Annotated in this window: 27 protein-coding genes; 12 read left to right on the top strand and 15 right to left on the bottom strand. The window is 54.6% G+C overall.

Going from position 1 to position 24,941, the window contains the following annotated elements:
- Positions 1–26 precede the first annotated feature (26 nt).
- Positions 27–1,208, top strand: coding sequence for a GGDEF domain-containing protein (locus tag ACOOFE_RS08455; protein ID WP_420414552.1), 1,182 nt, complete (start codon positions 27–29; stop codon positions 1,206–1,208).
- A 36-nt stretch (positions 1,209–1,244) separates the two neighbouring features.
- On the opposite strand, the gene ACOOFE_RS08450 is transcribed toward ACOOFE_RS08455, so the two are convergent.
- From ACOOFE_RS08450 to ACOOFE_RS08435, 4 genes are all read right to left on the bottom strand, one after another.
- Positions 1,245–2,093 (bottom strand): D-alanyl-D-alanine carboxypeptidase family protein, encoded by an 849-nt coding sequence (locus ACOOFE_RS08450; RefSeq protein WP_420414551.1) that lies wholly within the window; start codon positions 2,091–2,093, stop codon positions 1,245–1,247.
- An 83-nt stretch (positions 2,094–2,176) separates the two neighbouring features.
- On the bottom strand, positions 2,177–2,938 hold the full coding sequence (locus ACOOFE_RS08445) for an ABC transporter permease (RefSeq protein WP_420414550.1): 762 nt from the start codon (positions 2,936–2,938) through the stop codon (positions 2,177–2,179).
- Positions 2,935–3,432, bottom strand: a complete 498-nt coding sequence (locus ACOOFE_RS08440; protein WP_420414549.1) for a GNAT family N-acetyltransferase — start codon at positions 3,430–3,432, stop codon at positions 2,935–2,937. Before ACOOFE_RS08440 ends, ACOOFE_RS08445 begins: the two co-directional genes overlap by 4 nt.
- 3 nt (positions 3,433–3,435) lie before the next feature.
- Positions 3,436–4,362 (bottom strand): ABC transporter ATP-binding protein, encoded by a 927-nt coding sequence (locus ACOOFE_RS08435; RefSeq protein ID WP_420414548.1) that lies wholly within the window; start codon positions 4,360–4,362, stop codon positions 3,436–3,438.
- Between the two features lie 252 nt (positions 4,363–4,614).
- On the opposite strand from ACOOFE_RS08435, the gene ACOOFE_RS08430 reads away from it, so the two are divergent.
- The 6 genes from ACOOFE_RS08430 to ACOOFE_RS08405 all read left to right on the top strand — a co-directional run bounded on the left by ACOOFE_RS08430 (position 4,615) and on the right by ACOOFE_RS08405 (position 9,532).
- The gene (locus tag ACOOFE_RS08430) at positions 4,615–5,517 is read left to right on the top strand and encodes a pirin family protein (protein ID WP_420414547.1); all 903 of its coding nucleotides are present in this window, start codon (positions 4,615–4,617) and stop codon (positions 5,515–5,517) included.
- Positions 5,518–5,586: 69 nt separating this feature from the next.
- Positions 5,587–6,738: a GNAT family N-acetyltransferase gene (locus ACOOFE_RS08425; RefSeq protein WP_420414546.1), complete on the top strand. Its 1,152-nt coding sequence runs from the start codon at positions 5,587–5,589 to the stop codon at positions 6,736–6,738.
- A gap of 140 nt (positions 6,739–6,878) precedes the next feature.
- Positions 6,879–7,790: a PhzF family phenazine biosynthesis protein gene (locus ACOOFE_RS08420; protein ID WP_420414545.1), complete on the top strand. Its 912-nt coding sequence runs from the start codon at positions 6,879–6,881 to the stop codon at positions 7,788–7,790.
- Positions 7,791–8,003: 213 nt separating this feature from the next.
- Positions 8,004–8,327 (top strand): ArsR/SmtB family transcription factor, encoded by a 324-nt coding sequence (locus ACOOFE_RS08415; RefSeq protein WP_420414544.1) that lies wholly within the window; start codon positions 8,004–8,006, stop codon positions 8,325–8,327.
- A complete protein-coding gene (locus ACOOFE_RS08410; RefSeq protein ID WP_420414543.1) occupies positions 8,324–8,812 on the top strand; it encodes an SRPBCC family protein in 489 nt (162 codons plus the stop codon). The genes ACOOFE_RS08415 and ACOOFE_RS08410 overlap by 4 nt, the downstream gene beginning before the upstream one ends.
- 21 nt (positions 8,813–8,833) lie before the next feature.
- A complete protein-coding gene (locus ACOOFE_RS08405) occupies positions 8,834–9,532 on the top strand; it encodes a DUF899 domain-containing protein (protein WP_420414542.1) in 699 nt (232 codons plus the stop codon).
- 24 nt (positions 9,533–9,556) lie between these two features.
- On the opposite strand, the gene ACOOFE_RS08400 is transcribed toward ACOOFE_RS08405, so the two are convergent.
- Together ACOOFE_RS08400 and ACOOFE_RS08395 are read right to left on the bottom strand one after the other, a co-directional pair.
- Positions 9,557–10,507: a DUF3616 domain-containing protein gene (locus ACOOFE_RS08400; protein ID WP_420414541.1), complete on the bottom strand. Its 951-nt coding sequence runs from the start codon at positions 10,505–10,507 to the stop codon at positions 9,557–9,559.
- A 244-nt stretch (positions 10,508–10,751) separates the two neighbouring features.
- Positions 10,752–11,084: a hypothetical protein gene (locus tag ACOOFE_RS08395; protein ID WP_420414540.1), complete on the bottom strand. Its 333-nt coding sequence runs from the start codon at positions 11,082–11,084 to the stop codon at positions 10,752–10,754.
- Between the two features lie 518 nt (positions 11,085–11,602).
- Between ACOOFE_RS08395 and ACOOFE_RS08390 the strand changes: the two genes are divergently transcribed.
- Positions 11,603–13,159, top strand: coding sequence for a 2-isopropylmalate synthase (locus ACOOFE_RS08390; RefSeq protein WP_420414539.1), 1,557 nt, complete (start codon positions 11,603–11,605; stop codon positions 13,157–13,159).
- Between the two features lie 82 nt (positions 13,160–13,241).
- Here the strand turns inward: ACOOFE_RS08390 and ACOOFE_RS08385 are convergent, their stop codons facing one another.
- Positions 13,242–13,778 (bottom strand): GNAT family N-acetyltransferase, encoded by a 537-nt coding sequence (locus ACOOFE_RS08385; RefSeq protein ID WP_420414538.1) that lies wholly within the window; start codon positions 13,776–13,778, stop codon positions 13,242–13,244.
- 199 nt (positions 13,779–13,977) lie between these two features.
- Entirely contained in the window at positions 13,978–14,940 is a 963-nt protein-coding gene (miaA, locus tag ACOOFE_RS08380) for a tRNA (adenosine(37)-N6)-dimethylallyltransferase MiaA (RefSeq protein ID WP_420414537.1), read from the bottom strand.
- Between miaA and serB the strand changes: the two genes are divergently transcribed.
- On the top strand, positions 14,939–15,829 hold the full coding sequence (gene serB, locus ACOOFE_RS08375) for a phosphoserine phosphatase SerB (RefSeq protein ID WP_420414536.1): 891 nt from the start codon (positions 14,939–14,941) through the stop codon (positions 15,827–15,829). The two genes, miaA and serB, sit on opposite strands and share 2 nt — an antisense overlap.
- A 71-nt stretch (positions 15,830–15,900) precedes the next feature.
- Here serB and ACOOFE_RS08370 read toward each other — a convergent pair whose 3' ends face one another.
- The 6 genes from ACOOFE_RS08370 to ACOOFE_RS08345 all read right to left on the bottom strand — a co-directional run bounded on the left by ACOOFE_RS08370 (position 15,901) and on the right by ACOOFE_RS08345 (position 21,044).
- Positions 15,901–17,397 (bottom strand): Do family serine endopeptidase, encoded by a 1,497-nt coding sequence (locus tag ACOOFE_RS08370; RefSeq protein ID WP_420414535.1) that lies wholly within the window; start codon positions 17,395–17,397, stop codon positions 15,901–15,903.
- A 131-nt stretch (positions 17,398–17,528) separates the two neighbouring features.
- Positions 17,529–17,714 (bottom strand): DUF2065 domain-containing protein, encoded by a 186-nt coding sequence (locus ACOOFE_RS08365; protein WP_141186012.1) that lies wholly within the window; start codon positions 17,712–17,714, stop codon positions 17,529–17,531.
- A complete protein-coding gene (hflC, locus tag ACOOFE_RS08360; RefSeq protein WP_141186011.1) occupies positions 17,711–18,643 on the bottom strand; it encodes a protease modulator HflC in 933 nt (310 codons plus the stop codon). Before hflC ends, ACOOFE_RS08365 begins: the two co-directional genes overlap by 4 nt.
- A gap of 2 nt (positions 18,644–18,645) precedes the next feature.
- Positions 18,646–19,833: an FtsH protease activity modulator HflK gene (gene hflK / locus ACOOFE_RS08355; RefSeq protein WP_141186010.1), complete on the bottom strand. Its 1,188-nt coding sequence runs from the start codon at positions 19,831–19,833 to the stop codon at positions 18,646–18,648.
- Positions 19,834–20,048: 215 nt separating this feature from the next.
- Positions 20,049–20,516, bottom strand: a complete 468-nt coding sequence (locus ACOOFE_RS08350; protein ID WP_420414534.1) for a GNAT family N-acetyltransferase — start codon at positions 20,514–20,516, stop codon at positions 20,049–20,051.
- 33 nt (positions 20,517–20,549) lie between these two features.
- On the bottom strand, positions 20,550–21,044 hold the full coding sequence (locus ACOOFE_RS08345; RefSeq protein ID WP_420414533.1) for a dihydrofolate reductase: 495 nt from the start codon (positions 21,042–21,044) through the stop codon (positions 20,550–20,552).
- Between the two features lie 164 nt (positions 21,045–21,208).
- Between ACOOFE_RS08345 and ACOOFE_RS08340 the strand changes: the two genes are divergently transcribed.
- The 3 genes from ACOOFE_RS08340 to ACOOFE_RS08330 are packed head-to-tail and all read left to right on the top strand — an operon-like array spanning position 21,209 to position 23,679.
- Positions 21,209–21,577, top strand: coding sequence for a TfoX/Sxy family protein (locus ACOOFE_RS08340; protein ID WP_420414532.1), 369 nt, complete (start codon positions 21,209–21,211; stop codon positions 21,575–21,577).
- Positions 21,574–22,260: a TIGR02453 family protein gene (locus ACOOFE_RS08335; RefSeq protein ID WP_420414531.1), complete on the top strand. Its 687-nt coding sequence runs from the start codon at positions 21,574–21,576 to the stop codon at positions 22,258–22,260. The genes ACOOFE_RS08340 and ACOOFE_RS08335 overlap by 4 nt, the downstream gene beginning before the upstream one ends.
- 60 nt (positions 22,261–22,320) lie before the next feature.
- Positions 22,321–23,679: a GH1 family beta-glucosidase gene (locus ACOOFE_RS08330; protein WP_420414530.1), complete on the top strand. Its 1,359-nt coding sequence runs from the start codon at positions 22,321–22,323 to the stop codon at positions 23,677–23,679.
- Between the two features lie 20 nt (positions 23,680–23,699).
- Here the strand turns inward: ACOOFE_RS08330 and ACOOFE_RS08325 are convergent, their stop codons facing one another.
- Positions 23,700–24,773 carry a serine hydrolase domain-containing protein gene (locus ACOOFE_RS08325; RefSeq protein ID WP_420414529.1) on the bottom strand — a complete coding sequence of 358 codons (1,074 nt, stop codon included), beginning with the start codon at positions 24,771–24,773 and terminating at the stop codon, positions 23,700–23,702.
- Between the last annotated feature and the right edge of the window lie 168 nt (positions 24,774–24,941).

The raw sequence follows: 24,941 nt of genomic DNA, 5'->3' as shown, positions 1-24,941 counted from the left end.
TATCCGGCAAAAGGTGCAGCAGGCGCATGGACTTATATACGCTTATAGTGGCCGTTGGCGTGATCAACGCCGTTTTTGCCGTGGTTTATTTCATCACCTACTTCCACCTTCGTCATCTGAAGTACATCCTGCTGTGGGGGATCAGCACCGCCATTCTTGCGGCGAACGGGCTCTACTACGTCAATGCAGATAAGATCCCGCCAACACTCCTTTATACCGGCAGCACACTGTTTCTTTTGTCGGGCCTGTGTCTGCGGTATATGGCGGCCAGAGACTTTGGCGGAAGACCGGCATCTTATCTGCAGCTGGCCATCCCGTGCCTTTTGACCGGTCTGGTCGCAGCCCCGTTCCTGGCGGAAGGCGATCACAGCTCAGCGACAACGGTGGCCTATTTCGCTTATGGGATCATCGGTGTTTTGGCGACCTGGGAATACCTAAGGGACATCAAGGATGGTCTCATTTCCCGCTACAGTTTGATTGCTTGTTACGGGATCGTCACCTTAGCTTTTACTCACCGGGCGTTCCTTGGCCTTTTTGAACCGCCGGTCTTGGGTGAGTTCGGCCTTCCATTGGATGAAGCCCAGGCAACACACCAATTGACCCTATTGATTGGCAGCTGTGCATCGGCAGCCCTTTGTCTTGCCATTGCGTTTGAAAAAACCATGAAAGAACAGCAGGAAGCTGCGCATCGCGATCATCTAACCGGAACGATGAACCGGCGGGCGCTCGAAAGCGCGATCGACCAATTGCTGACCAATGACACCAATCACTCAATGGCGCTCGCGCATGCGGACCTGGATCATTTTAAATCCATCAACGACACCTTTGGCCACAATGGCGGCGACCAGGCCTTGATTCACTTTGTAAAACTGGTGAAGCAACATCCTGGCCCCAATGATCTTTTTGCCAGGATCGGCGGAGAAGAGTTCGTTCTGGTTTTCTTGAACCGGTCGCAGCAGGAAGTGTCGCAGTTGCTCGACAACATTCGGACAGACGTCGCAAAAACACCGCTTCTGCTCCCTGAAGGGGCCTGTTCAATGACGGTGTCCACTGGATTTACGTATTGTGAATTGCCGTCGGGACGCACACTTGCGGAACTCATGCGAACGGCCGACAAGGCTTTGTACAAAGCAAAACATGGCGGCAGAAACAGGATCTGCTTTGAGCCCAGGGAACAAAGATGGCGCGACCGCAAGGTTCCTCTTTGATCACCGCTCCGGCGGTGTCATAGGCATACAGCCTTATCAGAAATGCGCTTCGATCAACCGGGCAACTTCCTTATCACGCGCCTGTTCTGACGTACCGCCCATAACAACAACAATCAGCTGTTTGCCGCCTCGCCGGGCGGTGGCCACCAGATTGTAACCTGACATGCGCACATAGCCGGTTTTAAGCCCATCAACGCCCCGGACCTTGCCAAGCAGATTGTTCGTCGCACGGAAGGTACGGCCATTGTAGGTGAATGATTTCGCCCTGTAGTAGCTGGCATACTGCGGAAATTGACGTTTCAAGGCGATGCCGAGTTTGGCCATATCCCGCGCCGTGGTCACTTGGGCCGGATCGGGTAAACCGGTGGCATTGACAAACCGAGTACGGCTAAGGCCCAGCGCGCGGGCCTTCTGGGTCATCTTGCGGGCAAAGGCTGCTTCGCTGCCAGCCAGATTTTCAGCAACAGCGACGCCAACGTCGTTGGCGGATTTCACTGCCAGCGCTCGTGCCGCTTGTTCCACAGTGAGTGTGCTGCCGGCCTTCAAGCCAATCTTGGCCGGCGGCTGAGACGCTGCAGTGCCGGACACTTTCAGGGGCGTCGATAATCTGTTTTTACCAGAACTGACACTTTCAAACAGCAAATAGAGCGTCATCATCTTGGTAAGCGATGCAGGATACCGCGGCGCATCGGCGTTGTCGGCATAAAGCTCTTCGCCGGTCACTGCATCCAGGACCAAAGCCGAGTAACCCCGCTCCTGAGCGGTTGCAGGTGCATAGCCGATGGTGGGAACCGGTGTCGCCTGCGCGGCGGTGCCTTGCGCGACCGGAGCACCACTAGGCGATGGTGCGGCAACGGTTTGACAGGCTGCCAGAGACGCAGCCATGCTAATCACGGCTAGTTTGCGGAGGAGCTGCGAGGTCACCATCTTGCCACTCACCATTGATCCCGAGGTTCCGATTTGACGCCCTACGGCTTCAATCGGTACCCGGTTTTAAAGATCCAGTGCACGACTGCAAGAGATCCGCCTAAGAAAACCATGGTCATCAAAAGCGAAAGCCAAAGCGACACATCCGCCTGACCATAAAAACTCCAGCGGAAACCGGATATCAAATAGACCACCGGATTGATCAGGGTCACTTTCTGCCAGATCTCCGGCAGCATGGTGATGGAGTAAAAACTTCCCCCCAGAAACGCCAAGGGGGTGACGATCAGCAGCGGAACAAACTGAAGTTTTTCAAAGTTATCGGCCCAAATGCCAATGATGAAGCCGAGCAGCGCAAAGGTGACCGCCGTCAGTAGGAAAAACGCCGCCATCCAAAACGGATGCTGGATTTCGATGTCGACGAAGAAATGAGCAGTGATCAGGATAATCAGGCCGACCAGGATCGATTTGGTCGCCGCAGCCCCAACAAAGGCGACCGTAATTTCTAGGAACGACACCGGTGCTGACAGGATTTCGTAAATCGAGCCGGTAAACTGCGGGAAATAAATCCCGAACGAGGCATTGGAAAGGCTCTGGGTCATCAGGGACAGCATGATCAGTCCCGGAACGATGAAGGCGCCATAAGACACTCCATCAACTTCCGTGATCCGCGATCCAATGGCAGCCCCAAAAACCACGAAATAGAGCACCGTGGAAATCACCGGAGAAATGATCGACTGCATGATGGTCCGCCGTGTCCGTGCCATCTCCGTCAGATAGATTGCTTTAACCGCTTCGAAATTCATGAGGTTTGCTCCAGATCAGCGGTCTTTAATTTCATTTCCATCCGCGGCAAGGTTCTGCCTGGAATGGAACCGGACGGTGCACGGCCGGTGGTGAAAAATCCCATCCGCGCATAAAACGGTTCCGCGCTTGGATCAGCGTCCAACCAGATATGTTTCAGATCAAGGTCTTTGGCTCTGGCAATGAAACTCTCAAAAAGCTTCCGCCCTGCGCCTTTGCCCTGAAAGTCCGGATCGACAAAACAGGTGGCAAGTTCGCCGGTGCGCTCCATTTGGTTCGTTTCTAGCCTAATACAGCCTGCCAACACGCCATCCGCAGTTTCCAGCACCCAGAAGTCGTTCTCCAAAATCCAGCTTTCCTGAACCCGAAGCTCGTCTTCACAGGCGGCCATAAACGCATCGCCATAACCGTTCGACTGTTTGGATCGCATACACAGGTCCGTCAGGGCCTCGATCTCGTCAAGACGTGCCTTGCGGCATTCAAACTCAGACGTCATGCCCTACTCCCCGTTCTTAACCAGATCGACAAAGATATCCTCCAGCGAGGATTGATCCGTCTGCAAATCATGAAAATGAACGCCCGCCTCCGAAAGGTCCGTCAGCAGCGCCGTGATTCCTGTTCGCTCCCTCTGGGTGTCATAGGTGTAGGTCAGGCTGCCACCGTCCTCTGACAGGATCAGATCGTATTTCTCAAGAGTTGGTGGAAGCGTTTGGATTGCGGCATTGAGCGAAAGCGTCAAAACCTTGCGGCCAAGCTTCTGCATCAGCTCTTTTTTGTCTTCAACAAGGATAATCTCGCCCTTGTTGATCACGCCGACCCGGTCGGCCATTTCCTCGGCTTCTTCGATGTAATGGGTCGTCAGGATGATCGTGACACCCTTGTCTTTCAGCTCACCGACGATCCGCCACATGTCGTGGCGCAGCTCCACATCGACCCCGGCTGTTGGCTCATCCAAAAACAGAACTTCTGGCTCATGCGCCAGTGCTTTGGCCACCAGCAGACGCCGCTTCATACCGCCGGACAGCGCCATGATCGGGTTTTTCCGCTTTTCCCAAAGCGTCAGATCTTTCAGGATTTTCTCAATGAGTTCCGGCTTGGGCTTCAATCCAAACAGCCCCCGGCTGAACGCAACCGTATCGCCGACAATCTCAAACGGTGCGGTCGGCATTTCTTGCGGCACCAGACCAATCATCCGCCGCGCCGCCCGGTAGTCCTTCAAAGCATTGTGGCCGCCAACAGTGATCGCACCGGCTGTCGGGCGCACCAAGCCGCAAATGGTGCTGATCAAAGTGGTCTTGCCCGCCCCGTTCGGTCCAAGAAGCGCAAACACCTCACCCTTCTGAATTTCCAGCGAGACGGATTTCAGCGCCTGAAAGCCGCCGTCATAAGTTTTTTCCAGATTTTCAACGGAGAGGATCGGCGGCATAAAGTTCCAACCATTTGAGAATATTAGAATAAGACCGGACGGCCGTGAGCAGGCACCTGTTAGGGCGCGCAAGGTTGCATGTGGTTGAACGGTCCGCAAGATGCAAGGTCTCAGGTTTCCTGACACATCTTGTCAGCTGAAACCAGAGGCTATTGTTTCTCAAAGCGAAACACTGCGTCCAGCAGCCCGCCTCTGGGTTTCGCATGCAAACCCACTATTTTCGAGACAATTGTAGATTTCAGGGAAACGATCATGTCAATCCGCCCTATAACCCATATCGGCACAACCCAATCAGCCTTGGAAGGCGCCGGTGTCAAACTGGAGCGCGTGTTCGGATTTCAAGATCCGGCGCTGGTAGATCCGTTCCTGCTGCTGGACGATTTCCGCAATGACCAGCCGGAAGACTATCTGGCTGGTTTTCCCTGGCATCCCCATCGCGGCATAGAAACCATCACCTATGTTTTGGCCGGTACGGTCGAACACGGCGACAGTCTGGGCAACAAAGGCAATCTCGGCGCAGGAGACGTGCAATGGATGACAGCTGGACGCGGGATCATGCACCAGGAAATGCCAAAGGGCGACACACAAGGCCGTATGCACGGCTTCCAGCTTTGGGCGAACTTACCATCCGCGCACAAAATGACAGACCCGCGCTACCAGGATGTCGAAGCCAGGGACATTCCTGTGGTTACAGACGATGACGGCACATCCGCCCGGATCATCTGCGGTGAATTCTGGGGTAAAAGAGGCCCTGTTGACGGTATCGCCGCGGAGCCGCAGTATCTGGACATTCATGTGCCGGCTGGCCGCAAAAAACGCTTCAAGGTCGACACTTACAAACAAACCTTCGCCTATATCTTTGAAGGGTCAGGAAAATTTGAAGGAGCTTCCGATCCGTTCGGGGTTTTAACCGAAAAGGAATTTGGCGGAGAAGAGCTAAAGATCCGAGACGAGACCGGAGACAGAACGTTGGTTATCTTCGGTACAGGCGATGAAATCGTTGTCCATGCCGGAGAACACGGCATCCGTTTCCTACTGGTTTCTGGCGCGCCAATAAAAGAGCCCGTCGCTTGGCATGGCCCCATTGTGATGAACACCCGCGAAGAGCTGGTTCAGGCGGTCACCGAACTGCAGAACGGCACATTCATCAAGTAGGCATCTAACCGGCTTGCAACTTTCACATTCAACGGCTAGGCCTTTCGAACCTTTCCTGATTGGCCAGCCATGTCTTTAAAACTCCGCCCTGCCCGCCCAGAGGATGCCCCGGCCCTCACCACCATCATGCATCTCGCAAAAGCTTCCTGGGGGTACACGGAAGAGCTTATGCGGGAATGGCGCGAGCACTGGCAAATCACACCAGATCTCCTTCTGGAGTTGGATGGGATCGTCGCCGAAGAAAATGGGGTCCTAGTCGCCTTTTCTGGAGCCAAACACGACACTAATGGCAGGGTCGATCTCGATTATCTGTATGTCACCCCGGAAGTACAGAAATCCGGTATCGGCGCCTTGCTCCTAATGCGCAGCGAAGACCGCGCGCGGCAACAAGGCTACACAAAGATTGCTCTTCGCAGCGAGGTCAACGCCGGCGGCTTTTACGAACGATGCGGTTATGAAACCACCGGACAGGAACCGAGCCAGATGGCACCCGGCCGTTTCATGCCGCTCATGGAAAAGCATCTCCAGCCGGCCGTTTATCCGATTTCAAAAATAGATTTAAGAATCTCCGGCCAACCTTGGGCTTTTGAAGCTGCCAACAAGGCCGCCATTTCAGAGTATTTCGCGGAAAAGCAACGGCAGATCCCGGAGCTTTGGAACGGTAGAACGTTAAAACTGACGGACCACAGGTTTGAAGATGGCGTTTTAAGCGGGACCTGCACTGAATGCTCTTATGCGGCTTTTCTGACCTGGCGCGATTGGGGTGCCCCGGACCTTACGACCTTCAATCTGTTCGGGTCTGCTGTCCTCAGGTCTTCCGAAGGCGCTTTGCTCTACGGGGTCATGTCTCCGCACACCGCTACTGCTGGCCTGATCTACCCGATGGGCGGCAATCTTGATCCGTCTGATGTTAACGACAGCGGATCGATAGATATGCAAGCCTCAATCGCGCGGGAGCTGGAAGAAGAAACCGGCCTGTCAACTCGCCAATTGAAACACGAAGAGCTGCTGATCATTTTTGACGGTGCGCGCATCAGCGTTTCACAAGTCTTTGATTGCGATCGTCCGGCAGAAGACCTGAGGGCGGCAATCAATGCTCACTCAAAGGCGTCAGCGGAACAAGAATTGGCAGATGTCAGGATCATTCGAACCGTTGATGATCTGAAAGACCCGGCAATTGTGCCCTATGCCAGGGACCTCGGTCACTATCTTTTGGCATGAAAGAACTGCCCGAATTTCCGTCCCGGCAAGAGTTTGTTCACCAACAAACGCCGCAAGGGTCTGGCGGGACTTGCGAAGACATGCAAAAGTCCGCTCACATTCGAACCGCTAAGGAGTTCGAACTCTAAGGAGAATACCGCATGAGCCGTCGCTACGCGATTTTGGACGTCTTCACCAACACAGCACTTGCGGGCAATCCGCTCGCAGTTGTTCTGGACAGTGACGGCCTGAGCGACGAGCAAATGCAAAAGATCGCGGGCGAGTTCAATCTATCCGAAACCGTGTTTGTGTTTCCGCCGGAAAATCCTGGACAATCCGCATCCATGCGGATCTTCACCCCAAAAGTGGAACTTCCCTTTGCCGGCCATCCGACTGTTGGAACCGCGATTCTGATGGCCGTGGAGCGTTTTGGTGACATCTCCGGTGAACAGGATGCTGTGGTTGTTTTGAAACAAAAGATCGGCACGGTGCGCTGTGCGGTGATCTTGCGGGAAAATGCCGCTGCCTTTGCCGAGTTTGATGTGCCCGTATTGCCGGAATCAGCTGGCCCAACTCAAAACCTTGAACTGATTGCTGCTGCTCTGGATTTGGAACCGTCCGACATCGGCTTTGAAAATCACGCTCCATCCCGCTTCAAAGTGGGCCCTGCGTTCACTTTTGTCCCGGTCCGCGATCTGGACGCGCTCGCGCGCGCCAAACCAGTGCCCGCCATGTGGAAAAAGGGTTTTGGTAACGAAGAGCACAACGACGCTTATGTCTACTGCCGCGAAACACGTTCCCATGACAGCGCGTTTCATGCCCGCTTGTTTGCCCCCGATATGGGCATTACCGAAGATCCGGCTACAGGCTCGGCCGCCGCTGCTTTTGCTGGCGTCATCAAACATTATGATGGCCTAACCGCGGGCACTCACCACATTCGCATTGAACAGGGTTTTGAAATGGGCCGCCCCTCCCTGATCGATTTGGAGATCGATATGGTGAACGGCGAGATGCATGCCGTCCGCATTGGTGGCCAAGCGACCCTGATCGCTCGCGGTGAGCTCTTCCTCTAACAGCTAACATTCTGTCCGCCAGAAACACGCCGACCGCCTGTCTCAGGCGCCGGCACTGCATTGGTGCGCGCCAGCCGGAATAACCCAATTCTCACAAAAAAGGTCTGCCGAACTGGGCAAAACCAATTTTCGAGAAAACACTTAACCAATTGGTTGACTAAATTTGATCGCCATGATACTCAACCAATAAGTTCACTAAAGCACATGAGCGATATGCAGCAACTTAACGCCACTTTCTCCGCACTCAGCGACGGCACCCGCCGCGCCATTGTCGCCCGGCTTGCGAATGGCGAAGCAACCCTGTCCGATTTGGCCGCCCCCTTCGACATGTCTTTGACCGCAGTTTCCAAACACATGCGCGTTCTTTCAGAGGCTGGATTGGTTGATATCGAAAAGCGCGGCAGGACCAAACACTGCCGGCTGAAAGGCGCCCCGATCAAGGAAGCCGTCGACTGGCTCAGTAAATACGAAGCCTTCTGGCTTGACCGATTTGACGCTCTGGCCCTTCACCTTGCCAACGAGGACACTCAAAAATGACAGCTCAACCGCTTGAAAGTGACTTCCTAAAATCCGCGCCTGGACAGGAGCCTATCCTGGTTGAAGGCCTTTTCCGCGCAACACCTGCCCGGGTTTTCCAGGCATTTACGGTGCCGGAAGAAATCAATGGCTGGTTCCTGCCAGCAGGCCGCCTGGCTGACGTTGAGATCGACCTCAAGGTCGGCGGATCATGGCGGTTTGTCCTGCAAGATGACCACGAAAGGCAGGAGCGTCTGGAAGGTGAATATCTGGAGATTGCGGTCCCAAACCTCCTGAAATTCAGTTGGCGTCACGTTGTCGAGCTGGCAGATGGCACACGGCAGGAGACTGATCGCTCTTTCGTATCCATTTCGTTCAAAGCGGCTGGAAGTGCCACACAAGTGCGGCTGCGGCACGAAGCCATCAAAACTGAAGACGCACGTCTTGGTGTCGGCACCGGCTGGGCGGATTGCCTCCACCGGATGACCGGATTTCTTGCCAAATAATAGAATTAGGAGGATTGCGCCATGGAAGTGAATTTCGTCGACCGGGCCACCTGGCTGGACGCCCGCAAGGCTCTTTTGGAACAGGAAAAAGCTTTTACCAAAGAACGGGACAAATTGTCGGAAACCCGGCGCGCCTTGCCGATGGTCGAGGTGACTGAAGACTATGTCTTTGAGACAGCTGATGGAAAGAAAACCTTGTCAGAGCTGTTTGGACCGCACCCGCAATTGCTGGTCTACCACTTCATGTTTGGCGAAACCTGGGAGGAAGGCTGCCCGAGTTGCTCCTTCTGGGCGGACAATTATGAGCGATTGGATGTCCACTTGGCCGCTCGCGACACGGCATTGATTTCCACATCCAACGCGCCCAATAACAAGCTCCTGGAATACCAAAAACGCTTTGGCTGGTCCTTCACCTGGGCCTCCACCGCCGGCAACTCCTTCAGCCGGGACTTCGGAGTGACCTTTCCAGGTAAAGAAGTCTCAAATGGGAAGGGTTACAACTACAAGGAAACGACTTTCGGGGAAGAATTGCCGGGCGTCAGCGCGTTCTTGAAATTGGACGATGGCCGCATCGGCCATAGCTACTCAACTTATGGCCGAGGCCTGGACATCCTCAACATGGCCTACAATCTCTTGGACCTGACCCCAATGGGACGACATGAAGACGATTTGCCCTACCCCATGTCCTGGGTCCGGCGGCGGGATCAGTACGGTCAATAAAAACATCTTCTGACCAGGGAAGTTTTACTTGGTCAGCAGATACTCCCTCGGACCACCATCTTTGGCGCCGTCATACATGATCAAAATATTGACGGTTTCCGCCCCCTCCTTCAGGACCAGAACGGTTTCGGCTTTCTGGTCTTTCTCCGGCATCTCCAAATCAGCCAGTTTCTTCAGCGCGCCGCTGGGAAGCGCCAGATGATGGATCGAATACTCTCCCTTCGATTGCACCGGCCCCGCCAGTACAAGAAGACCATCTGATACAGTCGCAAGATCCCGCACACCTGTGCCAGGTCCAAGTGCCAACTCAATTGTCTCAAGGTCTGGTTTCTTATCCGAAAAGAGCGCGCCGGCATTGACACTTCGGATAAACGCAGTGCCATCAACGGATGGACCTCGGAGGCCAATGAAGATCCTTCCGTCCCGATACGCAAGGCCTTCGATATTGACGCCCCCTGCCCCTTCACCGAGCGGCTGTTCTGCATATTTACCAATCGGATCCGGAGCTCCTTTCAAAACCGCCTGCAAAGCGTTGGTGCGCTTAATTTCGCCCGCCACGGATTTCTTTGAAAATTCAAAGGCCGGATATCCAGTTTCTGGATCGACCGGAAACCGGAACAAGAAAAAACTTGACGGGTCGTACTTCGCTTTTTTCCGGCTGAGCCCGTGCGACCCGCTAAGATAGAAATACCCGTCGCCATAGGCTGCACCTTCGGCATCAATCTCACCGGTCTTTTCGCCGTCAATCTTCTTCGGCAACAGCCGCATGACCGCGCCGGGAACGATAGTTTTGTCCTGGATCGTAAAAAACTGTGTGTGCTGTTTTTCATCCAGCGCTACCAGGCAAACAGGCGGAGACACCGGAGCACAGGCGGCGCCGCTGATGCTTTTGCGCAGTTTCTTTTTACCATCAAATTTCGGCTGAACCGGCCAGGCGTTGCCGTTCTCCTGCCCGGCTGCTGGCAGATTTAGCATCGGAAGGCATACGGCCACCAATATGCCGGCCAAAAATTTTTCTAGAAAATTTCGGCAGTTCCAGGCCATGCGCATTGCCACGCCCTCCTTAGCTATTGTTTAAAAAATACATTCTAACAACAATATCTGGCGCTCTTGTGCACCATTGTCACATTGGCCTGGGTGGTCAAAATCGCATTCACCCCGCCAATCAAGGTATTCAGATCCGATCGATTGCGATTCGTAGTATGCCCCGCATCCTCCTTTACATAATGACATGCGATCTGAATACGCCGTTCAGCTTTGACTGATGTTTCAAGCTTGTTGGCCGCTGCAACCGTGCCGGTATGGTCCAGATTAGGCACCCACTCGATGTGCCCTTTTCCGGCGGCACGTCGGTAATCACAGGCCGTGCACTGCCGCCCGAGTTGTTGAGAGCTACATTTGCGATGTTGCTGGGATTCACGCGTGGCACCAGGGAACCATGCCCCGAGACTGCCAGTGTCCGCTGTGCGCCAACCGGCACCATTTGCCAATTCGGGGTAACGGAGGAATCGAGACCTTGAAGGGTCTGCTGTCGGGCGTAACTTATTGTCATTGAAAAACACCTCAGACATTCCGCATCGTCAGACTATCAAAATTAGCGGAAACCTTCCAATCAAACCGGTTGACACCTCTAAACCAGATTGAGCGTTTGAGGCCTTTTGCACGCAGCTGACAACTGACTGACACAGCCAACAAATCGCACAAGCTCCACAAAAGCCAGTTGCATCAAAAAGAATCCTGTCTTATGAACGACATCCGTTAACGCCTCGGTCACGCTTTGCTAGCAGACTATGGCGCACCGTGTTGGAACGACCAAAGGCCGTAAGAAGACCCATGATCGCGGATCGCGACATTGCCGTTTCTTCTATCGACGCGCAGACACTGCAGCGCGGCGGCCTCCTCCTACTTGGCGATCTCCTCCTTCTTAGATGCCCCTGAGCGTCGGCTGTTCGCATGTTTGAAGCGAACGGGCACTTAGGGGAGAATTCTTAGAACCGCATCAGAACAATCGGATCGCGCGCGCCTCAAGTGACCTAAATACGGCCCGATCCAGTTAAGGGACAAAACATCATGACTGCCACCTCTGAGAAGGACCAGATCCGGATCTTCGACACCACCTTGCGTGATGGCGAACAATCTCCAGGCGCGTCCATGACCTTGGAAGAAAAACTGCAGATCGCCGAGATCCTGGATGATATGGGCGTCGACATCATTGAGGCAGGCTTTCCGATCGCCTCCAATGGTGACTTCGAAGCCGTCAAGGAAATCGCCAAGCGTTCGAAAAACTCGGTCATCGCCGGTCTGGCCCGCGCCATTCACGCAGACATCGACCGTTGCGGCGAAGCCGTCAAATACGCCGGCAAAGGCCGGATCCATACATTTGTCTCCACGTCTCCCATCCACCTGCAGTTTCAAATGAACAAGAACCAGGAACAGGTTCTGGAGATCATCACCGATACGGTGACCCGCTCCCGCAATCTGATTGATGATGTGGAATGGTCGGCAATGGACGCCACCCGCACCCCGATCGACTATCTGTGCCGCTGTGTGGAAGCTGCCATCAAATGCGGAGCGACCACGATCAACCTGCCGGACACCGTCGGCTATGCGACACCGGATGAATACAAGGCGATGTTCGAGCAGATCATCGAGCGTGTGCCGAACTCCGATCAGGCCATCTTCTCTGTTCACTGCCACGACGACTTAGGCTTAGCGGTTGCCAACTCCCTGGCCGGTGTGGCTGGCGGCGCGCGTCAGGTTGAGTGCACCATCAATGGCCTGGGCGAACGCGCCGGCAATGCCTCCCTGGAAGAGATTGTCATGGCGATCCGTACCCGCGGCGACATCCTGCCATATGAAACGCAGATTGATCCGCAATACTTGGTGCGCGCATCCAAACTGGTGGCAGGCGCCTCAGGGTTCGCCGTTCAATACAACAAGGCCATCGTCGGCAAGAACGCCTTTGCCCATGAGAGCGGCATTCACCAGGACGGCATGCTGAAGAACGCCGAAACCTACGAAATTATGCGTCCGGAAGATGTTGGCGTCAAAGCAACGTCTCTGGTAATGGGCAAGCACTCTGGCCGTCATGCCTTCCGCGACAAGCTGCGCGAGTTGGGCTTTGAACTGGGTGACAACGCCTTGCAGGATGCGTTCCGCCGGTTCAAGGATCTGGCTGACCGCAAAAAGCATGTTTATGACGAAGACATCGAAGCTTTGGTCGAGGATGAAATCAACATCCTGGGTGAAAGCACCAAGGTCATTGCCTTGACCGTGATTGCCGGCACCGGCGGTCCGCAGAAAGCAATCCTGACCATGGATGTGGACGGCCAGCATATTACCAAGGAAGCGACCGGCGACGGCCCGGTCGATGCGACCTTCAATGCGATCAAGGGCATTGTGCCGCACGAAGCCACCCTGTCTCTCTACCAAGTCCATGCGGTGACCGAAGGCACAGACGCGCAAGCTGAAGTCTCTGTCCGTTTGGAGGCCGACGGCCGCATTGCTACCGGTAAGGGCGCAGACACAGACACGCTGGTCGCCTCAGCACGGGCTTATGTGTCGGCAATGAACAAACTGGCTCAGCGGCGCCAGGCGGCAAACCCGGGAGCCTTGCAAGCGGTTTAGAGCGCTAGCGGTTTCCAACCAGACAAAAAGAGCGGCGCCTTGGGTGCCGCTCTTTTCGTTGATGCGCCTGAAGGTGGGTGGGTCAGGCACTCATCAAATAGGTCTGCATCGACGGGCTCAACATCTGGAACACATCAGCCTGCATCCCGCCAATCAATTTGCTTTCCCGGTGATAGAACCCGGTCTCCAGCACGACTTCCCGCATATCGCGGTTATCGACACGGACGGCCGCAACCAAATGGGAAAAGTAGGTTTTTTTGAAGAACCATTCCGTTAGAGCTTTGCAAAGGCGCCGTGGCAGATCAGCGTTGTCGCCTCCAGCCTTGGAAAGGCAATAGCTCAGGCTGATCTCAGACGTTTCCGCCAGCGGCGCAAATCCCGCCCAGCCTAAGAACTTTCCGTCTTCAGCCTCAACTTTCCATCGGGATACGCCAAGATCTTCCTGGTTTTTAAGTGCAGTATGAACGAGCTTCTCGGCTTCATCTGATTGACAGGCGCAGTCGCCATCCGAACAGCGATTACCATAAGCATCCGCATGAAGGGTTCTCACCGGTCCGATGTCTGACAAGGACAAGGGAACCAGCCTCACGGAATCGTTTTCGAGAAATATCGTCTGCACTCTATCCTCCCCGACGCCAGCCTCTTCACATCCAAATACAATGGTTCTCGGGCTCCGTTCGTTCTGCTGCGGACGTTGTAACCCTGAATTGTGCCAATGAGATGGCAGCCGAAAGTATAATAACAAATTACCATTGAAAATATTCGTATTTACAACAGGTTAATTTGAAACATTCATTGCATCGCACAAACTTCTGGTTTCATCTTCCGGCCAAGAAATCCGCTGCGACTGCATCCGCATCGATTTCCCGTGACGGGTCAATTCGTTGCCAGTCTGGCATTTGATTACGAAACCAGGTTTCCTGGCGCTTCGCATACTGCCGCGTTGCAACAATTAAGCGGTATTCGGTTTCCACAATATCCTGTTTGCCTGTTAAAAAGGCTCCGATTTCCTTAACCCCTATCGCGCGCATTGCCGGAAGTTTATACGACAACTTTTGCGCGAGTAATACTTTAACTTCCCGGATGCCTTCTTCACTAAGCATCAGTTTTGACCGTTTGGCAATCCGTTCATGAAGCCAGTTCCGCGGCGGTGCGAGAACCAAACACATGCAATCCGCAGCCTGTAATACCGGGGATGACTGCTGCTCTTTCTGCCAATGAGTCAAAGGCTGACCGGTCGCCAGAATGACCTCCAGGGCACGGGCAAGGCGCTGCGGATCATTCAGCGTTTTTGCGGCCTGTTCATCCCCTGCAGCAGCCAGTGCTTTTTTCAAAGCGGGCACGCCATCTGTTTCAGCAAGCAAACGGGCTTTTTCCCGGACAATCTCTGGAATTTCAGGGAGTTCCGCAAACCCTTCGGTTAGCGCTTTGAAATAAAGCCCCGTTCCGCCAACGAGCACCGGCACCTGACCTGCAGACCAGATCGTTTCCAACTCCGCCGACATCCGGCGCAGCCATGCCCCCGTCGAAAAGGCTTCTGATGAGGGCAGCACACCATAAAGCCGGTGTGGTACTTCGGCTTCGTCCTCAATAGACGGGCGGGCGCTGACAAGGCGCAGATCTTCATAAAGCTGCATGGAATCGGCATTAACGACCACACCATCGACCCGTTTTGCCAATTCAATTGCCAAGGCCGACTTGCCGCTTGCCGTTGGGCCCGCTATCAGAATGGCGCGTTTGCCGTGACCACTGTTCGGCCCTGTTTCAAAGGAAATGCCCATGTCCCTCGTTGCTACTCTAGTATCTACTCCGACCGCCCCTGCCGTTGGAGAGGATCTGGCTCAACGGGCGGCAGAGGCCCTCGGCTCCGATAGTCCGCCAACAATACTCAATCCCGGCATTGCTGCCGATATCCTCTTCCAGGGGGAAAATGCAAGTGCCGCGGATACAAAGCTGCGGGAGCTTATCGGCTCTGCCCCAGTGGATGTGTTCGTCCAGTCTCAAGAAAACCGGCGGAAAAAGCTTCTTATTGCCGACATGGATTCCACCATGATCCGGCAAGAATGTATTGATGAACTGGCGGCTGAACTCGGGCTCAAGGATAAAATCTCGGAAATCACGGAACGGGCAATGCGGGGCGAAATCGACTTCGAACCCGCCTTGCGCGAGCGTGTTGGCCTATTGAAGGGTCTTCCCCTGTCAGCTATCGACAGCGTCTTGAGCAATCGCATTACCCTGATGCCCGGCGGCCGCACCTTGGTACAGACCATGAAGGCAAATGGTGCGTACTGTGCTCTTGTCTCGGGCGGCTTCACCCATTTCACCGGAACGGTCGCGGCCATGATTGGCTTTGACGAAAACCAGGCTAATATTCTTCTAGAAGACGACGGCAAACTCTCCGGCAAGGTTGCCGAACCCATTTTGGGACGAGACGCCAAGCGCGTGCGTTTAGAGGCTCTGGTCGCCGAAAAGGGCCTTGGGTTCGACGAAACGATTGCCGTTGGGGATGGCGCCAATGATCTTGCCATGATCGAGCGCTCCGGTGCGGGGATGGCCTATCGGGCAAAACCCGCTGTTGCAGAAGCCGCTGACTTCCGCATCGACCACGGCGACCTCACCGCCCTGCTCTATTTCCAAGGGTACGCAGAAACAGACTTCATATTGAGCTGATTTTCATACTCTGGATAGACAAAAAAGGGCGCCACGAGGCGCCCTTTCTATAGGTATGTTGAAGATCGGAGCTAGTTGTCTTCGATCCGAACCGGGACAAAACGGACATCGCCCGTCGGATTGGACAGAAGCAGAAGCGCTGACCGCCTGCCGTCTTCTTTCAACTTCTTGATTTCCGCTTCCACATCCGCAGGGGTCGATACTGCTTCCTGGGCGACTTCCTTGATGACATCACCGGCTGTTACCCGCTTTTCTTCAGCGGATGAACCAGCTTCCACCTCAGTCACAACAACACCTGTGACATCGTCCTCGATCGAGAACTGCTTGCGCAGCTCATCATCGAGTTCAGCCAAAGTCATACCAAGCACTTTGCTGGTTTCAGCCGGCTCGTCTTCCTTTTTCTCGACCGGTGCACTGGCTTCAGTCACCTGCTTTTCTTCCAGACGCTCCAGGGTCACACGGATGGTAACTTCCTTACCCTTGCGCAAAACAACGACATCGACTTCCTTGCCGATGGCGGTTTCGGCGACCATGCGCGGCAGCTCGCGCATTGCTTCGACCGTTTTGCCGTCGAATTTGACGATAACGTCGCCCGCTTCGATCTCGCCTTTCGCGGCCGGACCATCTTCTGTCACGCCGGCAACAAGTGCGCCAAGGGCCTCATCCATGCCGAGGCTCTCGGCGATTTCGTCGGTGACCTCCTGAATGCGCACACCGAGCCAGCCGCGGCGGGTTTCCCCAAATTCACGCAACTGATCGATCACGCGGATTGCAGTCTTCGCCGGAATTGCAAAACCAATCCCGATCGACCCACCAGACGGTGAGATGATCGCAGTGTTGATCCCGATCACATTGCCGTCCATATCGAACAGCGGGCCACCGGAGTTGCCGCGGTTGATGGACGCATCGGTCTGAATGAAGTTGTCGTATGGCCCTGCGTTGATGTCGCGGTTGCGCGCTGAGACGATCCCGACGGTGACTGTGCCGCCAAGCCCGAACGGATTACCGATCGCCATCACCCAATCACCAACACGAATGCCATCGGAATCGCCAAAACTTACATCCTGCAGGGGCGTTTCCGGTGTCACCTTGAGAACGGCGATATCAGTTTTCTCATCGGTACCAATCACTTCCGCACGCAATTTGGTGCCATCGTTGAAGTTGGCAGTGACTTCATCTGCGCCTTCAATGACGTGGTTGTTGGTAACAATAATGCCGGCTTTGCCGTCCAGGACGAAACCAGACCCCAAGGACTGCACCCGGCGTGGTTGCTGATCGTCATCCCGGTTTTGCCGGTTGAAGAATTCTTCGAAGAACTCTTGAAATGGCGAGCCTTCCGGAACTTGCGGCATCGGCACTGAGCGTTGCCCCTGAACCGTTTGTGCGGTCGAAATATTGACCACCGCATCAGCCAGCTCTTCAGCAAGATCTGCTACGGTTTCAGGTCCTTTGCCATCGTGGGCGTAGCCAGGCTGCACCGGCTGAAGTGCAATCATGCCGCCCAGCATCAAAACAGCTGTGGCGGACGCAATTCTTGGCATGCCTCGGCTAAATAACTTCAGAGCCATAGGGCTTTCTCCTCCATACCAGTCGTATCGACTGTCGTGAGAGCGCAAACTAGACTGGGCGGAACCCAGGGCTTGCCATACAATATAGAACGGGCGGGAGGTTTTTGCGCCTCCCGCCCCTAAACTTTTCGCTATCCGCGGATGATCCACACAAGAAATACGCCTAATGCGGCCGCTCCGAGCCCAACGGCCCGTAAGATCTGGTCTGGTGTTTCAAGGGCACTGCGCATGACATTTTTCATGCCACCGGGTGCAATTGCATAAAGCACCCCTTCCAACACCAGGACCAATCCAAGGGCCGTCAGCAATTCACTCATTGTGCGGCGAGCGAAGGCGACCCTGTTGCACCTCCGGATCCGCCAGCACCGTTTCCGCCTGCCGGAGCGTTTACACCCATCGGATCCTTGAAGAAGCGGAAGAAGCTTGAATCAGGGGACAAGACCAGGCTCGTGTCACCAGCTTGCAATCCAGCTTCGTAGGCCTGCATCGACCGGTAGAAGGCAAAGAACTCCGGATCGGCGCCAAATGCCTCGGCGAAGATCTTGTTCCGCTCCGCATCACCATCACCGCGGATAATTTCCGCGTCCCGGTTGGCTTCCGCCACCAGAACCGTCACATCACGGTCGGCACGGGACCGAATCCTGCGGGATTGCTCCTCGCCCTGGGCCCGGATTTCCGTTGCTTCACGCTGACGTTCCGTCTGCATACGGGCATAAATCGCCTGCGAGTTGGCCGCCGGCAAATCCGCACGGCGGATCTTCACGTCGATCACTTCAATGCCAAGTTCAGCCGCATTGGCACTGACGTCCCGGCGGATGTTTTCCATCAGACCGGAGCGGTCATCGCGAACAACAGCCACAAAGGAGGCCTTAGCAAGCTCAGAACGGAGCGACGACTGCAAGAACGTGGACAAACGCTGGTTGGCGACACGCACGTTGTTCACACGCTGATAGAACAGCACCGGGTTGGAAATCCGGTAGCGGGCAAATGCGTCCACGACGAGACGTTTCTTATCCGCCGCAATAATTTCCTGCGGGCTCATGTTCAGATCCAAAATACGCTTATCGAGATAAACGACATTCTGAACGAACGGATACTTCAGATAAGGGCCCGGGTCTTGAATGACACGGTCGACACGGCCAAGCTGCAAGATCAGGGCTTGCTGGGTCGGATTTACAATGTAGATCGACGTGTAGGCCAGGAATGCCAAGGCAACGATCAGGAAACCCAAAATTCCGCTACGCATGATCAGTTTCCTCCCGTCCGTGTGGACTGGCGTCCGTTGAGGTCATTGAGCGGCAGGAACGGCAGTACGCCGGAGCCCGAAGATTCGCTGTCGATGATAATTTTATTGTTGTCACCCAAGACTTTCTCCAGGGTTTCCAGGTACAGACGCTCGCGGGTCACGTCCGGTGCGTTTTTGTACTCTTCATAGATTTTTGTGAAACGCTGTGATTGACCAGTTGCTTCAGCAATCGCCTGTTCCTGGTAGGCGTTTGCCCGTTCCAAGATGCGGGCGGCTTCACCGCGGGCTTCCGGAACCATCCGGTTGGCATAGGCTTGCGCTTCGTTTTCGATACGCACCTGGTCGGCGCGCGCAGCCTGAACATCACGGAACGCGTCGATGACCTGCGCGGGCGGATCCACCTTCTGCATCTGCACTTCGGTGATCTCAATCCCGGCCCGGTAAGAATCTAGCGTTGTCTGCATCAGACTTGCCACATCATTCTGAATGGTCACACGGTTCTGCGTCAGAATGGAATCGATGTTGGATTCGCCGACAACCTCGCGCATGGCGCTTTCCGAAACGGCTTTCACTGTGCCTTCCGGGTTCTGGATGTTGAACAGGTAATTGGTGATACCTTCTTTAGTGTTCTTGATCCGCCACTGGACCTTGAAACCGACATCGACAATGTTTTCATCGCCGGTCAGCATCAGGCTTTCTTCAGGAACATCTCGTGAGCGCACCGCACCGGAGTTGGTGAAGAGTTCTTCAACCCCAACAGTGGTTTCGCGCTGTTGCTCGACCTGCGGCTTGTAAACTTCGCCGATTGGATACGGCCAATTGTAATGAAAGCCGGTACCGGTCTGGTCGGTGACCTTACCAAGAACAAGCTCAACGCCAACTTCACCGCGGCCTTCGTCGACGATGTAGACCCCGGTTGCAAGCCAGCCCAGAACACCAAGGCCGATGACAATCAAAATGCCGAGGATGCCAAGGCCGCCACCGCCGCCGCCGGGCAGGACGGTTTTCATACGGTCTTGGGTGCGTTTCAGGAGTTCTTCCAGGTCAGGCGGATTGCCACCACCGCCCCTGTTGGGGCCACCGCCCCAAGGACCGTTGTTGTTTCCTCCGCCGCCGCCCCATGGACCGCCGCCGTTATTTCCGCCACCCTTCCAGGGGCCACCGCCACCTGACTGATTGCTCCAAGGCATCAAGTTTTCCTTCTGTGAACTCCAGTCCCGGCAAATGGGGCTGGATATGGGCTTTTGCCCGTTCTGACTCATTGTAGGTTATAGGGAGGTTACCGCCCGCTTTCAACGCACGGCCTAAGGTTCCACTCCCTTTGATTAATTCATTTTTCCGCGGCGCAATGTGTATAAAGGTCAACCTCGCTCAGCACAGCCTTTAACTGCATCTGCGCTCATACCTATTGGCTCCCCCCAGGCGTTGCGACCATATCGATATGGGGAATGTCGTCTTCCAGGTAAACCTCAGAAATCGTTGAGAACCCCAAGGATTTATAGAATTTCTCCAAATGCGCCTGTGCGGATAGATGAATATCTGCTGCCGGCGCCAAATGCCGTGCCCGGTCCATCCCTGCCAGCATCAGGTCCCGGCCAAGACCCAAACCACGATGAGTTTGCGCCACAACGACCCGTCCGATGCGGATTTCTTTATCGCTCGCGGAAAACAAACGGATTGCACCGGCGAGTGCCCCGGTCTCGGTATCCCGTAAGAAAAAATGCTCCGTTTCGGGATCCTTGCCGTCTATTTCTGGAAATAGGCAATCTTGCTCCAGCATAAAAACATCCTGGCGCAGTTTGAGCAGATCATGCACGTCCCGAGCGCTAAGGCCGTCGAAACTGTTCCACTCACCAATAAGCTTGCTGCTCACACATCACTCCATAAAGTCTGGCCTCATCAAGGCTTATGTCCGCCGATACGTGACATAGGCAAAGCCAGCCGTGTCCTTTTCAGTCTGTTGACCGGCAACCCGTTCCGTTTCCTGCCAGATATCGCTGTTAATTTCTGGAAATTTTGTGTCGCCCAAAGGATTTGCATCGACTTCTGTGATTTCCAGCCGGTCGGCCAGCGGCATTGCCTGCGCATAAATCTGGCCGCCGCCAATGATGGCAATTTCCGCAGCAGATGTTTCCGCCGCGATTTCCTTTGCGCGCTCTATCGCACTTTCCAGAGATTGTGCAGCCTCCGCGCCTTCCGGCGCAAACTCCGGATCCCTCGAGATCACGATATGCGGGCGTCCAGGCAGCGGTTTTCCACCAAAGGACAGGAAGGTTTTGCGGCCCATGATAACCGGTTTGCCGAGTGTCAAAGCCTTGAACCGCTTCAGGTCGGATGACAAGCGCCAGGGCATATCATTGTCTGCACCGATGATCCCGTTTTTGGCAACGGCGGCGATCATGAAGATTTCCGGCAATGCAGGCTCTCCGTTCCATTTTCTTTTGTCTCATCGGCTCCTAGCATGAGACTGACCAGAAAAACGAGTGAGATTTTTTGGTTTCTTTCTGTCGGACCGGTGCGCCCAGCTCCGTCTTTACCGGGACACTCAATTTAAGGAACAGCACTATGCCCGAGTTGATGGAAGAAGTTTTAATCGAACGGATCGGAGATCTGATCCCGGAACAGAATGTGGAACGCAAACGCATGTTCGGCGCCACGTGCTTTATGGTCAACGGCAACATGCTGGTCTGCGCTTCCAAAAACGGACTGATGGCCCGGGTGGGAAAAGACCAAGAAGCCGACGCACTCGCCAAACCCTACGCGTCTCTTTGCCGGCCCACTGGGCAGCCCATGCCCGGTTTTATTGAAATTGCCTTTGAAGGTGTCCAATCGGATGAAGATCTTAAAGGCTGGATCGATATGGCCCGTACTTACGTCTGCACTCTGCCAGTTAAAGTGGCTAAGGCCAAAAAGAGCAAGGCAACCGCATCATGAACCGTGAACCCGCGTTCTTTTCTGCTGAGAGCTTCGACTTTCTCGCAAACCTCGAAGCAAACAACACCAAGGATTGGTTTGCCGGCAACAAAACGGTCTATGAAAGCGTCCTGAAAAGGCCATCCTTGGCTCTGCAAGACGACCTAGAGCAACACTTCACTGACCTAACCGGCCAGACGTTCAGCTCAAAGCTGTTCCGGATTAATCGGGATCTCCGCTTCTCGAAAGACAAAATTCCCTATAACACCCATGTGCGTATGGCGTTCTGGCCAAGGGATGCCGCCTTCGAAGGTAAACAGGCGCAGCCGCCCAGTTTTTTCCTGTCCATAGAAACAAAAGAACTCCGCCTTGGCGCCGGATCGATGCGGTTCGCAAAGCCGGTGCTTGAGCGGTATCTGTCAGAGTTGGACACCGGCCTTGGCAAGGAACTGAACGGCATCCTCACCGCACTTTCAAGCGATGGGTTTGAGGTGCCCGGGCCGGATCTCGTCAAACCACCACGCGGATTTCCGAAAGACAGCGATTATGCGGACCTGTCCCGGCACAAAGGCCTTACCGCCTGGACAACAATTTCTGAGACCGGACTTGTCATCGGCACCGGCGCTGCCGGCCGCCTCGCTGACCGCATAAGACCGGCATTACCGCTTTGGATACGATTATCAGAGATTCACGGAATTCCTTGATTCAAAGCGCTTTGAATACTATAGCCTAGGGACTCCACACCGGTTTAAAACGAGACCCTTATGACCTCCCCCAAGGCTTTGTCCGCGCGCTTTCCTAAGGATTTTCAATTTGGTGTGGCAACGGCTGCCTATCAGATTGAAGGTGCCGCCAGTGACGAAGGACGCAAGCCCAGCATATGGGATGCGTTTTCCAAAATGCCGGGCCGGGTCTACCAAGGTCAATCTGGTGATATCGCCTGCGACCATTATCACCGCTGGGAAGACGACCTGGATCTGATCAAATCCCTTGGCGTTGATGCATACCGCTTTTCAATCGCCTGGCCACGTATTTTGCCCGAAGGCCGCGGTTTGGTGAATGAAAAAGGTCTCGATTTTTATGACCGGCTGATTGATAGTCTCATTAAACGCGGCCTTAAGGTCTATCCAACACTCTATCATTGGGATCTGCCTTTGGCGCTGATGGGCGATGGCGGCTGGACGGCCCGGTCCACGGCAGATGCCTTAGCGGACTATGCAGAGATCGTCGTCAAACGGCTTGGTGACCGGATGGATGCGCTTGCAACCATCAACGAGCCTTGGTGCGCCGGCCATTTGAGCCATCTGTATGGCGTTCACGCCCCGGGCGAGAAAAGCCTGGAAGCCTTTGCCGCCAGCGTGCATGTGCTCAATCTGGCGCATGGCAAGGCGGTGCAGGCCGCCCGGTCTGTGCGGCCGGACTTACCTATGGGGCTCGTCCTCAATTCCTATTCCATCTACCCAGCATCCGGGACGGACGAAGATAACGCCGCCGCAGAACGGGCGTTCCTGTTTCACAACGACATTTACATGTCGCCAGTCTTCAACGGCCGCTACCACTCCGACATTCTGGATGCGATTGGCGATAAGATGCCGATTGAAGACGGTGATCTTGAGATCATCAACCAGCCGCTCGATTGGTGGGGCCTGAATTACTACACGCCCTGGCGGATCGCAGCCGATCCAGACATGTCGGCCGATTACCCGCAGGCCATTCAAATCCCGCCCAATGGCAACACGGAAAAAACCGATATCGGCTGGGAGGTTGATGAGAACGGTCTTTCCGATCTTTTGAAAGATCTCTACAGCCGTTATGCTCTGCCGCCCTGCTACATTACGGAAAACGGAGCCTGTTACAACGACGGACCTGTGGCCGGTGAAGTTAAAGATGACCGGCGCATTGATTATCTGGAAAAGCACCTATCGGCGACAGCAAACGCGATCAACGATGGGATCCCGATCAAAGGTTACTTCTTGTGGAGCCTGATGGACAATTTCGAGTGGGCTGAAGGCTACCGCATGCGGTTCGGGATCGTTCATGTCGACTATGACAGCCAGGTCCGCACTCTGAAAGACAGCGCCCATTGGTACCGAGACTTGGCCGAAAGCCACAAAACCAAATGAGAGATGCGAGCGCGGCGGCCTTACCGTAGTTTGAGATTGGCCAAAATAATCTCGCTCCAAACGCGTGCCGGTGTGATCCAAGCGTCCCAATTGTTGTAGTGACCCGAATAGATTACCGCGGTCACATCGGCCTCCGGGCTGACAAACAAACGCTGGCCCCCATTGCCGAACCCGGCAGCCCAAGAAACCGGTCCGCTCATTGTTTGAACCGGCACTTTGCCCAGCCACCACAGATATCCGTAATTGACGCCCTGATCGGTTGCAGCCTTGACGGAAAGCGAGGCCTCAATCCAACTGGATGAGACAATCCGTGTTCCGTTCCACTCCCCCTTGTTGAGGACCAACCGGCCGATTTTCAAAAGATCAGAGGCCTTGAGCCGCAAACCAGACGCAGCGGAGGCAACCCCGTCCCGGCCAGCGGACCATTCAAATTTTTCAATATCCAAGGGATCAAACAACACGTCGCGCGCAAACTCAGGCAAGGTTTTTCCTGTCCCCCGTTGAAGGATCTCACCTATGAGAGCGACAGCTCCGCCGCTGTAAATCCAACGTTTTCCAGGCTCCTCGATGAGCGGCCGGTCCAAGACAAAACGGAATCGGTCTTCTGCAAATTCCATCGCCAATTCGCTGTTTTTCGTGCTGGTGTATGGAATCGTTTCATCCCATTCCATGCCAAGCGTCATGGTCAACGCATGTTCTATCGTGCGTTTTTGCCGGTCCGGGTCTTCGGCAAGGTCTTCGTATTCGGGAAATTGCGCCAGGATTGGCGTATCTAGCGATGGAACCAGCTCCTTGTCCAATGCGATCCCGTAGAGAAGGCCGACAATGCTTTTTGTGACCGATCTCAGATCGTGCAAAGTGTCCGGGCTGAAGGAAACTGTTCCAAGCGGCCTGCCCCAGTTTTCGTCCTCGCCGTCGCCATAGCTCTCCAGAACGACATCCCCACCTCGCTCGGCAAGAACCACATGCAAATGCCGCAACAGCCCAGCTTCGACACCGGCCTGAAGTTTTTCACCAACTCTGGGATCAAACCCTTGTTTTTTGGCGGCAGAACTGTGCGGTGAAAGCGATACCGCAGATTGAGAAAACGACATATTCAAAGAACCAATCAGGATTATGGGCGCCAATAGAACAGCAAGAAACCATCCAACAGAAGGCAGAGATGTATGACCCGGGAGGAAACCAGTCTTGACCTTCCAGCAGCCGGAAGGCTCAAGTTGTGTGTGTCTTGTCTCAGATAAGTGGACCATGATCTGATACAC

Origin of the sequence: Roseibium sp. (assembly GCF_965216085.1) — a bacterium.
In the GTDB taxonomy this organism is placed as follows: domain Bacteria; phylum Pseudomonadota; class Alphaproteobacteria; order Rhizobiales; family Stappiaceae; genus Roseibium.
The sequence above is the reverse complement of the archived record's forward strand: the minus strand, read 5'-3'. Positions and strand labels throughout refer to the sequence as shown.